We start from the raw sequence: 13,662 nt of genomic DNA, 5'->3' as shown, positions 1-13,662 counted from the left end.
AAGATAACTCTTGGCTTTTTTAATACTTTTATGTATCTTTTAGTAAAATATAAAAATATATTAAAAAAGAGGTGAATATGGATAAAAAATATGAATATTTATTTGAAAGATTAAATAAATACATGAATATTGAAGCAATGTCTCGTTATGAAGAACCTGTTGTAGATGAATTAAAAAAATCTATCAAAGCGGGTAAATATGAAGTGTCAAGAGACAGATTTGGTTCAGTAATTTTTTATAAGAAATCAAAAAATCCTAATGCTCCTAAAGTTATGTTAGCGGCACATATGGATGAAGTAGGTTACATTGTTAGAAGTATTGAAGAAAATGGAAACTTATTAGTTTCAACAGTTGGCGGAGTGTGACCAAGTGCTGTTATTGGAACTAAAGCTACATTAGTTATTAATGAAAACGGTAAAAAATTCACTGGTGTATTTGGACATACATCAATTCACATTTTAGAAAGCGAAAAAGTAAAGCAGGCAATGACTGAAAAAGAATTGTTTGTTGATTTTGGTTTCATGTCTAAAGATGAAGCGAAAAAACATGGTGTGGATGTCGGTGATAGAATTTATATTTCTGGAGAAACAATTACTCTTGAAAACAACTTAGTTGGTGGAAAAGCAATGGACAACCGTGCCGGGGTAACTGCAGTTGAATTAATTGCTAATGCTGTAGCAGACTTAGATTTAGATTGTCATTTATACATTGTTGGAACAGTTCAAGAAGAAGTTGGAACTCGTGGAGCTAAAACTTCTGTAAGTTTAATTAATCCTGATGTGGCTTTTGCGGTAGATACTGGTGCTTCACATGATACTACAGGATGTATCAAAGGAGTACCTGTATTGGGTAAAGGTGTTAATTTACTTGTTAAAGATGGTGGAACCTTATCAGATCCTGCAATCTTAAAATTATTAATGTTTTTAGCTAAAGAACACAACATTCCTGCATATAAATATATTGCTATGGGTGGTGGAACTGATGCTAGTGTAATTCAATATGGTCAAGGAGGAGCTAAAACTGTTTCAATTTCTATTCCCCAAAGATACTTACACAGTCCAATTGGAGTTGCTTCATTAGTGGATATTCAAGCCACAGTAGATTTGATGGTTGAATTTATTAAAGCATACGATCAAAAAACTCACGAAGAATTATCATACAAATAATGCCAATTAAAGATACTTTAAAATATACTTCAAGTTACGAAACAAAAGAATCGCTTCAATATTATACTGAAGCGGTTTTTAATGTAGGTATGCTTAATTGTGAAGAAACATTAATTTATAGATATTTTGGAGAAAACAAAAACATTAGAATAGCTGATTTAGGGTGTGGTACTGGTCGTTTTGCTTTAAACGCTGCACTAAAAGGATATTCCAAAATAGTAGGTTTTGATATAAGCGAATCTTCCATTTATAAAGCTAATATTTTAAAAGAAAATCCGAAATTTGAAAAATACGCACAAAATGTTTCTTTTCATTGAGCTGATTTAACCGAAACTAATTTGTCAGAGTTTGGCAAGTATGATTTAGTCTTTTTTACTTTTAATTCTTTAATGTGCATTCCTGGTCATAAAAATAAAATTCTCGCTTTGCAAAATGCTTTCAATTCTCTTGATAAAGAAGGTATTTTAATTTTTACCGCAGATGAAGTAAATAATGATCCGCACAAAGAACGCTTTATTATGGAAAATGAAGAATATTTAAAAATCAACAATATTCAAAATTGAAGACCAGCTGATGTGGTTTACCGCATCAAAAACCAAGAAGGTGTTTTGTGTTTTTACAATAAAGATGATGTTTTATCCTTAATTAAGGAAGCTAATCTTCCTTCACCTATTTTTACAGCCAAGCGAGATGAAATAGCTTCTGAAAGTGAAATAGCTAAGAAATTTTCGGACAATGCCTATTATTATGTAATACGAAAACTGTAATTATTTGCAGTTTTTCTTTTTTATCTCTCTAAAAAAAAAAAAAAAAACGTCACTCAGTAAAATTTAAATGGACCATTGTATCTTTTGATTTTTTGTAATAAAGGAGGTGTGTATGCCAGGCAAAGTATCAGGTAATACTCATTCACAAAACCAATTGAATAATTATTCAAACCAAAATAATCCTAACAACTCTGCTAATAGAGCTAATAACAATAATCATTCAAATCAGTTAAATCCAAACAATTCTAATTATAAAGGTAAAAAGTAATTAAAAGATCTGCAATGGTCTTTTTTGTTTCTTTCTGATTTTTTGGGACAAAAAGTTTATAATCTAATTATGAATTTATCAAGAATATTTGAAATGCAGAAAGATTTGGATACTAAAATAAAGGAAAAATCTCTTTTGACAAATCCTGAATTATCTGATGAACAAATTATAATCAATGGAACCATTGCTCTTGTGGTAGAAGCAGCTGAATTTGCTAATGAAATTCAAACCTTTAAATATTGAAAAGCTAATAAAAATATTGATAACAACAAAGTTTTAGAAGAGTTTGCTGATCTAATCCACTTTCTGGTTTCGTTTTCAAATAGATACAATGTTCATTATGAAATAGAACCAAGAATAACTTCGGGCAATTTAAATGTTCAGTTACAAAATCTCTTTATTTCGTTAACTGATATTATGAAAAATCCTTCTAAAGATACCATTACAAGAGCTTTTGAAATTGCGATTGGAACTTTTGAAATGTTAGGTTTTTCATATCATGAACTATATTCTTGATATGTAACTAAAAATCAAACAAATTACAAAAGACTACAAAATAATTATTAATCTTATAGTATAATTATTTTACATGCCCAAGTGGTGGAATGGTAGACGCTGCGGACTCAAAATCCGCTGGAGAAATCCGTGCAGGTTCAAGTCCTGTCTTGGGCACCAGTAGATATTGTAAAAATTTTTATTTTCACAAGACGCCTAATTGGCGCTTTTTTTTATACAAAAAAAACAACTGCTTAGTAGCAGTTATTCTTCATCTTCTCATTCCATTTCGTAGCCATAAATATTAACAGTATCACCACGCTTAATACCACGACGCATAAGTTCTTTCCAAACGCCGATTTTTTTCATGATGTTATTAAATCTAATTAAATTATCATATGAATTAAGAGGTATCTTGTGGTAAAACTCCTCTACTTTTTTACCAGTGACTTCAAAGTGGCCTCTGTATGGAGAAGTTACAATATAGTCAGGTTCAAAAGTAATAACTTTAACTTCCTCTTCTTCTTGTTCAACCGGTTTTAAAGCGGCTTGTTGAATTAAATGTCATAATTTCGCTTTAACTTCTTCTAAATTTTCTCTTAAGGCAGCAGAAATAGCTACTACAGGAACATCAGGATACACTTGTTTGAAATGTTTTAATTTTTCTTCAAATAAAGGCATATCTTTTTTATTAGCAATAACCACTTGAAGTTTTTCTTCAAGTTTATAGTTGTATGATTTTAATTCATAATTAATAACTTTGTAATCAATTACCGGATCTTTTTCTTCACTACCAAAGTCAATAACATGAGCAATTACCCGACAACGCTCAATGTGTTTTAAAAACTGAATACCAAGGCCTTTTCCAAGTGAAGCACCTTTAATTAATCCTGGTAAATCTGCAACGGTAAATGAATTTTCGAAATACTCAACCATTCCTAATTGTGGGACTAAAGTTGTAAATTCATATTCAGCAACTTTGGCTTTTGCGTTCGATAGCGCTGAAAGCAATGTGCTTTTACCAGCGCTTGGCTTTCCAACTATCCCAACATCAGAAAGAATTTTTAACACGATTTTAGCTTCAAATTTTTCACCGGGCATTCCATTTTCTGAAATTCGAGGAGCAGTATTTTTTGAAGTTTTGAATTTGGTATTACCTCTTCCTCCTTTACCACCTTTTGCAATTAAATATGGTTTATCAGCCTCAATAACATCCGCAACTAATTTTTTACCATTGTACACTAAAGTACCAATAGGAACTTTTACATATGTATGTGGAGCGTTTGCTCCATAAAGATTTTTAGGCCCACCTTTAACTCCGTCTTCAGCAACGATATGTTTATTTTTGTAAAAAGTTAATAAAGTGTTTTTTCCAAGGTCGCCGACAAAATAAATGTCTCCACCTTTTCCTCCGTCTCCTCCATCAGGACCACCTTTATCTACGTGAGCTTCTCTTCTGAAAGAAACCATACCGTTTCCACCTTTACCGGCCTGAACGCTAATTGTAATTTCATCTATAAAACGTGCCATATTTTCCTTTCTAATAGTTTTAAAATAATACCATATTTATGAGTTTTACACTCATTTTGCATAAGAAAAGCAATATAACTTACATTACATTGCTTTTGATTTAATAATTAAAATCATTAATTCCTGGGAAGGTTTGTTCATCTGGTTTTGAGATATCTCAATATTTATTATCCATTCTTTTTTGAATTCTTTTTTGTCTGAATAATTCTAATTTACTTCAAATTCATGAACAAATGAAAATAGATGAATAAACTCCAATTGAAATACCAAATAACATTACAATATTGAAGGCAAAGTTAGTTGCATTTCCAAATGAAAGTAGAATTGCAACAGCTGCGATTGTTGATAGTGATGTATATAAACTACGTTTCAAAGTATCTGAAATTGACTGATTTACAATGGTTTTAATATCTGATTTTGTAAGAATTTGGTTTGGATATTCATTGTTAATTTTTTCTTTAATACGATCGAATGTAACAATTGTATCGTTAATTGAAAGCCCGATAATTGAAAGCATGGCGGCAACAATTATTGTAGAAACTTGCAATCTAGTAATTACAATAAATGCAAAAACCATTATAAAGTCATGCATAAGTCCAATGATAGCCGCAATAGCAAATGTTCAATTCATTCTAATTAAAGTGTAAATTACAATACCTACAAATGACACAGCAACTGCAATTAAAGCATTTAGTACTAATTTAGCTGCTTCAGAAGGTAAAATTTGTAAATTGTTTCACTCAATATCATCTTTAACATTTTTGGCTAGATTAATGATTTGTTCAATTTGTTCACTTGACAACACTTGTGAAGTTCTAATATTAACAATGTAGTTTTCAGTAGATAAACTTGCTTTACTAATTGTAGTAATATTAGCTGCATCAAGTAAGTTAATTTCACTTGCTTTAGCAACCAATACGTTTTTAATTTCAGTGGCCTGAGCTAAAGTTAAATCACCATATGATTCACCCTTACTTTGAATTAAAATGTTAATTCCTCCACTAAATTCAAGAGATCTGTTAACACCGTTTCAGAATGATCCCGAAGTACCAGCAACTGAACCAAAAACAATCAATGAAGTTAAAATAAAGACAAATGAAAGAAGAGCGAATCATTTAGATTTTCTTAAGTAATCAATGTTTCTAATTCTTTTAACTACTTTGCTTGGATTGTTAATTTTTTTAGGTCTAACACCAAGTAGTCATAATCTTTTATCAAAGTATCCAGTTCCTACAATCATAGTTGCTAAGAAACGAGTAAATACTAACATAACAACCAAGGTAAAGAATATAGATAAAATTAAAGTAATTCCAAATCCTTTAACTTCTTTGGTTCCTAAATAAAAGAGAATAAAACCAATAATTATAGTTGTAATGTTGGCGTCAATAATTGATGATAAAGACAACCGATTAGACGTTTTAAAGGACTTATCTAGCGAATCTCCCGAATATATTTCGGATTTTAGTCTTTCGAAGGTAATAACATTAGCATCGACACTAATTCCGATTCCAATAATTAACGCAGCAATTGTTGAAGGGCTATATTCTCCTTTAATTGCTGTAAAAATAAGCAATGTTAAGAACATGTATAAAGCAATAGAAATGGCACTTATTATTCCAAGCAATCCATAATTAATAATCATAAATACAGCAATTACAACAAAAACTAATAACCCAGCAATCATCGCGTACAAGAATGCTTTGTTTTGTAAAGTTGAATTTAAATAATGAGTGTATACAACCGATAAATCATAATTGCTTAAACCAAAATTGATTCTATTTGCTAAATTTAAAGCATCATTGTTAGTAAAGTTCCCGCTAATTATTACTTTTTGTGAATTAATTGGAGCGTTTACATTTGCAACACTAATTAAGTAACGACCTTCAATATCAATTAAAGCTTTTTTGAAAGGATTTCTCTCAACTCTTTGTTGTCCAGTTACAGGATCGGTAATTGTTTCGAAAGGTCTATTGTTAACATGGACAAAGTTTCAAAGATTTTCTTGAGCAGCAGATCAATCACTAGCATATTTAGTTTTGGCCAATTGAATTAATTCAAGAATGTTTAGTCACATTAAAACAGTTTTATTTTGTCTTTTTGAAATATTTTCAGTAGCTTTTGTTCACTGAAAAACTGCATCTTGATTATTTAAAGCCAATTCTACTACATTTGTTCCGTTGTTTTGAATTACATTTTTGGCTTGGTTGGCTGCAAAAGGTGGAATTCAATCAGTTGGAGTTCCTCTATCTAACGATCCATCTTCTACAAACACACCATTATAAAATAGCGGTTTTAGTTCTGAATCAGTAATAGTCAAAATAGGTTTATTTGTAATTTCTTTTAAGAACTGATCTCTTTGAGAATCATTTAGATCACCACTTTTGGTAATTCTAATTTTTCCTCCACCTTCAGTGCTTACTGAAACACCGTTTAAACCGGTTCCTCCAGAAAGACGATCGGAAAGGAATTTATTAACGTTTTCAGTTAAAGTATCATCAGCAACTTTTCCGTTGGTTGACACTTGAACTACAACTTCAACTCCTCCTCCATATTCAATTGATTTATTAACATTTTGGGAAACGTAATATTTACTTCCAAAACCAATTGCACTAGCTGCTGAAGCAAGAGTTAAAACGCTAATTAAAATTCTTTTTCAATTCTTTAGTTTGAAAAATTCTTTAATACGTTTCATATTTAATTATTTTACCAAAAATGCAAGTTTTTGAGTTTTTTATTTTAAGTCAATGAAAGTTTTTCTTTTATTAAATAATCAATTCCTTTGGTAGTAATTTTGCGACCTTTTGAGTTTTTTTCAATAAGTTTTAAATAAAGCAAAATGGGTTCAATTTCATTTAAGATATTTTCTTTTGTTTGAGTTGAAAGTCCGCATAAAACATCCAAAGATACCGACTTATCATCAAAACCATCTTTGAGAATTTGTAGATATTCAATGTGATCTTTGGATAGTCCTAATGGGTATAATTCCAAATAATTAAAAGTTTTTTTAATAACCTTATTATCAATGATTCCATCGTTTAAAGATAAAGCAAAATCTTTAATTCTACTTAATAAATGATTTACGATTCTAGGCGTAGAACGTGAGTACAAAGCAATCGTTTTATATTGATTCTCTGGAATATTCATTTCAAGTTGCTTTGCTGAATTTTTGGCTATTTGAATAAGATCTGAAAGATCATAATTAACAAATCTTCCAATAAAACCGAAACGATCTTTAAAAGGTTGACTTATTTCATTTAGTTTTGTAGTAGCCCCAATTAAAGTAAAGGGCTTAATTTTCATTCTTATTGCTTTCGCATTAGAATCAACACCAATAATTAAATCAAAAACAAAATCTTCCATAGCATTATATAAAAACTCAATTACTAATTTGTTAATGCTGTGAATTTCGTCAATAAATACAATGTCTCCTTCTTGGATTAAAGATAAAACTGAGATAATATCAGATTTCTTTTCAATATTTGCACCTTGAATATAGTGAATTCGCTTATTTGTTTCATTTGCGATAATTGTGGCTAAAGTGGTTTTACCTAACCCAGGTAAACCATGTAATAAAATATGATCTAAAATTTTATTTTGTTTAATTGAACTATCAATCATAGCTTTGATAGTTTTAATTAATTTTTTTTGACCAATAAATTCGCTAAAATTAAGCGGACGCAAGATTGATTTCATTTTGGTTTTTTGCAATAATTTCAATACTATCTTCAATTATTTGTTCTAAGTCTTTGCTCAAGTCAACTCTAGAAACTGCGTAATCAATTTGTTTTTTCTTAAATCCTAAAGTGTTTAGTGTATCGGTTAATTGTTTGATATTTGAAAAATTTGATGTATGACTTTGTGATTTATTTTTATTAATTATTTTAGTTCATTTATTAGAAAGTTCAACACATAAGAAACGAGCTGTCTTTTCGTTAACAAAAGGTATTTTGGATATTTCTTGTCAGTTTTCTTGCGAAATTAGTTCAGCAATGTATTCTCAACCTTTATCTAAAATATTCATAGCGATTTTAGGACCGATTTTGTCAATTGAAATTAAATCAATAAATAATAGACGCTCCTTGAAATCTTTAAACCCATAAGTTGTGCGATTGTACTCGCTATTATATTCATAAAAAAACATTTTGATTTTGTCATGAACTTGATAACGAGATTCATTTGAAATGACAACGATGTGTCCTTCGCCTTTGCACTCTAAAATTAAATTGTTATTGTTTTTATAAACTATTTCTCCGATTTTGTAAAGTAGCATTTTTCCTCTTTTCATTTAAGTAATAAGAGAAATAAAAAAATAACCAAAGAAAAACTTTCCTGGTTATTTTCCGATATTAAAATGTTATGTAATTATTGAATACGGTCGTTAAGAGCAACATACCCTTCAACTTTTTTACCTTTGTAAAAACCACAAAATTTACATACAACATGCTGTTCGATCATTTGTGTACAGTTTTTACATGCAACAAGGTTTGGCATTTCTAAAGCAGAGTGACTGTTTCTTTTGTGTTTACGTTGTTTAGATGTCTTTCTTTTTGGTACTATAGCCATGGTTTCCTCCTTTATTGTGGTTTTTGATAAATGCTTTAATATTATAACTTATAAAATAAAATTCAATATCAAAAATTTAGATAATTTTATTGATCTACTTTTATAAATAATTCTTTAAGTTGAGTCTCATCAACTCCCGAAGGAGCTTCAGTGAACACATCTTGACTTTTTGCGTTTTTTGGAAATGCAATAACATCACGAATTGTTTTTTGGTTAGCTAAAATCATTGTTAAACGATCAATTCCGAGTCCAATTCCACAGTGTGGTGGAACCCCAAAATCAAGAGCTTTTAAAAAGAACCCGAATTTGTCTTTTTGTTGTTGCTCATCCATTCCGATAAGTTGGAACATTTTCTCTTGCATTTGGCGATCATAAATCCGAGCTGAACCTGAACCTAATTCAAATCCATTTAATACTAAATCGTAACTTTTGGCTCTAAGTTTTTCTTTAGGTAAAGTATCAATTTCTTCTAAGGTGTTATCAAATTGAGTAAATGGGTGATGAGCTGCAGCTCAAGTGTTAGTTTCTTTATCAAATTCAAACATTGGTCAATCAACAATTCATGAAAAATTGTATTCATTTTTAGCTCAATTATACATTTCGTTAAGTTGAACTCTCACAGCACCAAGTGCTTGAGAAGCATTGTCATATTCATTAGCAACAATTAAATATGTTCCAGTTTGCTTATTAATTGAATTAATTAGTTTTTCTACAGCATTAGGTACTTTCTTAGCAAAATTTGTGTCTTTAAGTTGCCCGTTTTCAACAGTAAAGTAAAATAAGATATTTGCTTTATTTTTCTTAGCTATTTCTTCAAGTACTTTAAAGTCTTTTTTGGTAATGACTTCATCAATTGCTAAAAGACGTTTTGACGGAGCATTTTTTATAATTTCAAAATCAGTTTCTAAACAAAAGTCATTAATGTCAATAATTTTGTTTTCGTACCTTAAATCAGGTTTATCGCTTCCATAATCGCGAATACAATCATCAAATCTTAGTTTTTTAAATGGGATTTGAATATCAACATTCATAACTTTTTTCATAAAGTGTTGAAACAACTTTTCAATAATGTTCATAAATTTATCCACACTTAAAAAGCTGGTTTCAATATCAAGTTGAGTAAACTCAGGTTGACGATCTTTACGTGAATCTTCATCTCTAAAACAGCGAGCAAATTGGTAATATCTTTCAAATCCTGAAATCATTAATAATTGTTTAAATAGTTGCGGTGATTGCGGTAATGCATAAAATTCACCTTTGTTTCTTGTTGGAACTAAAAAGTCTCTGGCTCCTTCAGGGGTTGCCTTAGCGAGCATTGGAGTTTCAATTTCCATAAATTCATTTGAATGCATAAACTCGCGAATGGCAAAAAACAAATCATTTTTCAACTTTAAAGTATTTTGCATTACGTTACGACGTAAATCTAAAAAACGATATTTTAATCTTAAATCTTCTTTAGTTTCTAAATCATCTTTAATGGCAAAAGGTAATTCTGCAGCAGTAGAAAGAACTTTATATTCTTTAACTAATACTTCAATTTCCCCTGTTGGTAAATTTAAGTTTGGATCTTTTCTTTTTACAACAGTTCCAAAAACTTCTAATACTGATTCTTTTGAAAAATTAATTGGTTGATTAAATACCAATTGAGTAATTCCATATTTGTCTCGTAAATCAACAAAGTTTAATTCTCCAAAACGTCTTTTATTGGCTACTCATCCATAAAGAGTTACTTCTTGATTTACATCAGAGAGTCTTAACTGATTATTTTTTATATTTTTATTCATGGTTATCCTATTCTATTTAATCTAAATCTACAAAATCCATTATTTGATCAAAAGCCTCAGAAGCATCACTTATATCAAGTTGCATTTTCTTACCGTTTTCCATATTTTTAATGAAAACTACATCCGGATTTGAAATTAGTTCATCTTCGTAAATTAAATATTTAGTTTGTTGTTTTTTGGCCATCTCAAAAATCTTTTTACTTTTTGTTAATTCAGGGACAAAATTTACGCTGTATATGTTTTCGTCGTATATAAATTCAAAATATAAAGCAAATAAATTTTCTAATGTTGATTGTTTTGAGCTTGCTGCTAAGATAAAATCAGGATTAATAACTGTTCCGATATTGGGTACTTCATGAGATGGTTCTGGAATAGGTTCGCTTTCAATTAAATCAAGTAAACGATCAACTCCAAATCCAAATCCTACACTAGAGACATCAGGTCCGCCTAATTGTTTGATTAAATTAGAATATCTTCCTCCACCAATTATGGTGTTTTGTCCTTCTTTAGTTTCTAATACAAACTCAAAGACCACTTCATCATAATAATCTAAACCTCTAACTAAGTTAGGATTGATTTTGTAATCAACATCGTAAAAATCAAGTAAATTTAACACGTCTTTGAAATATTTTTGAGATTCTACAGAATAAAATTTTGCAATTTTGGGAGCATTTTTCATAAATGGCAATTTAGAGTCGATTTTGTCATCCAAAATTCTTAATACATTATTTGACTCTAATCTCTCTTGAGAAATTTCGCTTAATTGGTCTTTGTAAGGTAGCAAAAATTCTTTTAACGCTTTTTGATAATTTTCGCGAGTTGTAGCATCCCCGATTGAGTTAATGTGAAGTTTGATATTTTTTGAATTTTCAAGAGACACTCACTCTAATAAAGTGGTAGCGGTCATAATTACATGAACATCTTTAAAAGGTGATTTTGGTCCTACGTACTCCACGCCAGCTTGGTAAAATTGTCTGTATCTACCAGCTTGAGGTCTCTCGTATCTAAACATAGGTCCTCAATAAGCGAATTTGTCAACCTCATTTTGTGCGTATCACTTGTTGTTGATGTAGCTTCTAACAAAAGAAGCTGTTCCTTCAGGACGCAATACTATTTCTCTTCCGCCTTTATCAAGGAATTCGAACATCTCTTTTTTGACCATTTCACTTTGTTCGTTTGAACGTTTAAATAATTCTGAATATTCTAAAATTGGGGTTTCAATGAAATTAAAACCAAATTTTTCGGCCACAAATTCAAAGTTGTTTAACACTAGTCTTTTGTTTTTGTATTGTTCAATTGAATAATCAATAGTTCCTTTTACTTTATTAACCATTTTGCTCCTAATTAATTGTTGTAATATGCTTATTAATTTTACATTATTTCTCTTTAATATTAATTAAAGAGTTTAAATGAAATGAATGATTTTTTCTACATTTTGGAAATATTAAGCCCTTTTTTGCGGGAATGCACAAGAACAAAATATAATTAAAACGTGAGTAAAATAAAATACTTTAAATTAATCAGTTTAATCACTTCTTCAGCAGCGGTGTTTACCGCTTCAATTTCGTGTGTTGCTGAAAATAAAAATGATAATAAAAACGATAAGGAACTAGATACTTTTGAAGGGATTAGTAAAATAATACTTGTGCCAACCGCAACACCAAAAACACCTGCAAAAGAAAATAATAATAAACAACCCGTCGACAATAAAGAAGGGTCAAAAGTTCAAAATCCTCCAATTCCTAAAGATTCTATAGAATCTCAACCTAAACCAGCACCGACACCTGAACCAAAACCGCAACCTAGACCAAATCCTCAACCAAAACCTGAGCCACAACCTAGTCCAAATCCTCAACCAAAACCCGAACCACAACCTAGACCAAATCCTGAACCCCATCCTAAACCACAACCGGATCCACAACCAGATAAACCAATTGTAGTTCAAGATGCGGATAATCTAAAAATCGGACATTGAAATATTTTGAATTATCCTGCCGCTACCTATAAAAATGAGTTCAAGGTTAATATAATCAGCTACATTTTGAATGAAGTTAATTTAGATGTAGTTGGTTTAACTGAAATCAATAATGGTAAATGGGCAGATGTACAGCTAATTGTTGATAAACTAAATTCAATGTCAAAACGTAATTACAAAATGATTTACCAAGACAGTTCTCATTACAATAAAGAGTCCAATTCAGACACTCAAGAATCGGTTGTTATTTTGTATGACTCACTTAAAGTTAGCCCGTTACATTTTAATGATGGAAGTATTGAAAAATCTTTTAATGAACCAATAAGTTACCCTTATGGGCCTAAAAAGACAACTACCACTTATGTTAGACCTCCTTTTGGAGTTATGTTCAAGGTTACTGGTACTGAAAATGTCTTTACAACTATTTTTGATCACTTAGATTCTCCAGGAGCAAGAGTAAGTAAAAAAGAGAAAAAATTCTTTGATTTAGATTATAAATATCCTAGAGAATTGTATTACGCAAATACAATTGGTTCTCAAGAAGGTGCTGAAGCTTACAACCTTGATAAAGTAGTTGAATATTTTAAAAATAAAGGAGCTCAAAACGTTATTTTTGGTGGTGATACCAACATACCGGCTGAATCTTCAGATATTTTCGTTAATTTGGCAATAAAAGGATATCTACAAGGTTGAGGAGATGCTCCAATTAATTCAACTTCTTTAAGAACTGCTTCAAAAATTAGAGATGCAGTAAAGAATCAAAACCTTAATGATTCTTATGCCAATCCATACGATCGAATGTTTTATGATTCAAATGCCTTTACACAAAACCCTGAGAATCAAGATACGTTTAAATATGATATCGTTCGAAAATTCTTTGAAGATAAAAACTTTAAAAAATTCTTTCAAAATGAATATCTTCGCATATTTAATACTCGTTTAAACGAAGGTCAAAATACATCTGCAGATTCGAATAGTTTTTGATATGCTGTAAGAAGTCTTGTATCAGATCACTTACTGGTTTGATTAGATTTAAAATTTAAATAACAAAAGAGCAAGAGATTTTCTCTTGTTTTTTTGCATAAAAAAATCACCCCCCCAAAGGCAATTTTTA

General features: G+C 30.2%; 12 protein-coding genes and 1 tRNA gene. 6 read left to right on the top strand and 7 right to left on the bottom strand.

Annotation, left to right across the window (positions count from 1 at the left end):
• Positions 1-77 precede the first annotated feature (77 nt).
• The 5 genes from EXC45_RS01365 to EXC45_RS01350 all read left to right on the top strand — a co-directional run bounded on the left by EXC45_RS01365 (position 78) and on the right by EXC45_RS01350 (position 2,876).
• Complete coding sequence (locus tag EXC45_RS01365; protein WP_036433917.1) at positions 78-1,166, top strand: M42 family metallopeptidase; 1,089 nt, start codon at positions 78-80, stop codon at positions 1,164-1,166.
• Positions 1,166-1,933, top strand: a complete 768-nt coding sequence (locus tag EXC45_RS01360) for a methyltransferase domain-containing protein (RefSeq protein WP_036433919.1) — start codon at positions 1,166-1,168, stop codon at positions 1,931-1,933. Before EXC45_RS01365 ends, EXC45_RS01360 begins: the two co-directional genes overlap by 1 nt.
• A 112-nt stretch (positions 1,934-2,045) precedes the next feature.
• Positions 2,046-2,201 (top strand): hypothetical protein, encoded by a 156-nt coding sequence (locus tag EXC45_RS03965; RefSeq protein ID WP_165163199.1) that lies wholly within the window; start codon positions 2,046-2,048, stop codon positions 2,199-2,201.
• Between the two features lie 69 nt (positions 2,202-2,270).
• Positions 2,271-2,768, top strand: coding sequence for a dUTP diphosphatase (locus tag EXC45_RS01355; protein WP_036434030.1), 498 nt, complete (start codon positions 2,271-2,273; stop codon positions 2,766-2,768).
• A 24-nt stretch (positions 2,769-2,792) separates the two neighbouring features.
• Positions 2,793-2,876, top strand: a tRNA-Leu gene (locus tag EXC45_RS01350).
• An 84-nt stretch (positions 2,877-2,960) separates the two neighbouring features.
• Here EXC45_RS01350 and obgE read toward each other — a convergent pair.
• The 7 genes from obgE to hisS form a co-directional block, all read right to left on the bottom strand.
• Positions 2,961-4,226 carry a GTPase ObgE gene (obgE, locus tag EXC45_RS01345; protein ID WP_036433922.1) on the bottom strand — a complete coding sequence of 422 codons (1,266 nt, stop codon included), beginning with the start codon at positions 4,224-4,226 and terminating at the stop codon, positions 2,961-2,963.
• 100 nt (positions 4,227-4,326) lie between these two features.
• Positions 4,327-6,918, bottom strand: coding sequence for a protein translocase subunit SecDF (gene secDF / locus EXC45_RS01340; RefSeq protein ID WP_036433924.1), 2,592 nt, complete (start codon positions 6,916-6,918; stop codon positions 4,327-4,329).
• A gap of 44 nt (positions 6,919-6,962) precedes the next feature.
• Positions 6,963-7,919 (bottom strand): Holliday junction branch migration DNA helicase RuvB, encoded by a 957-nt coding sequence (gene ruvB, locus EXC45_RS01335; protein WP_036434031.1) that lies wholly within the window; start codon positions 7,917-7,919, stop codon positions 6,963-6,965.
• On the bottom strand, positions 7,894-8,511 hold the full coding sequence (ruvA, locus tag EXC45_RS01330; protein WP_223213878.1) for a Holliday junction branch migration protein RuvA: 618 nt from the start codon (positions 8,509-8,511) through the stop codon (positions 7,894-7,896). Before ruvA ends, ruvB begins: the two co-directional genes overlap by 26 nt.
• A 77-nt stretch (positions 8,512-8,588) precedes the next feature.
• Positions 8,589-8,789 carry a 50S ribosomal protein L32 gene (gene rpmF, locus EXC45_RS01325; protein WP_036433928.1) on the bottom strand — a complete coding sequence of 67 codons (201 nt, stop codon included), beginning with the start codon at positions 8,787-8,789 and terminating at the stop codon, positions 8,589-8,591.
• Between the two features lie 86 nt (positions 8,790-8,875).
• Positions 8,876-10,573 carry an aspartate--tRNA ligase gene (aspS, locus tag EXC45_RS01320; RefSeq protein WP_036433930.1) on the bottom strand — a complete coding sequence of 566 codons (1,698 nt, stop codon included), beginning with the start codon at positions 10,571-10,573 and terminating at the stop codon, positions 8,876-8,878.
• 16 nt (positions 10,574-10,589) lie between these two features.
• A complete protein-coding gene (gene hisS / locus EXC45_RS01315) occupies positions 10,590-11,906 on the bottom strand; it encodes a histidine--tRNA ligase (protein ID WP_036433932.1) in 1,317 nt (438 codons plus the stop codon).
• A gap of 159 nt (positions 11,907-12,065) precedes the next feature.
• Between hisS and EXC45_RS01310 the strand changes: the two genes are divergently transcribed.
• Positions 12,066-13,595 carry an MnuA family membrane nuclease gene (locus tag EXC45_RS01310; RefSeq protein WP_036433934.1) on the top strand — a complete coding sequence of 510 codons (1,530 nt, stop codon included), beginning with the start codon at positions 12,066-12,068 and terminating at the stop codon, positions 13,593-13,595.
• The last annotated feature ends 67 nt before the right edge of the window (positions 13,596-13,662 follow it).

Source organism: Mycoplasmopsis columboralis (assembly GCF_900660675.1).
In the GTDB taxonomy this organism is placed as follows: Bacteria; Bacillota_I; Bacilli_A; order Mycoplasmatales; family Metamycoplasmataceae; genus Mycoplasmopsis; species Mycoplasmopsis columboralis.
This window is presented reverse-complemented; position numbering and strand designations above follow the sequence as displayed.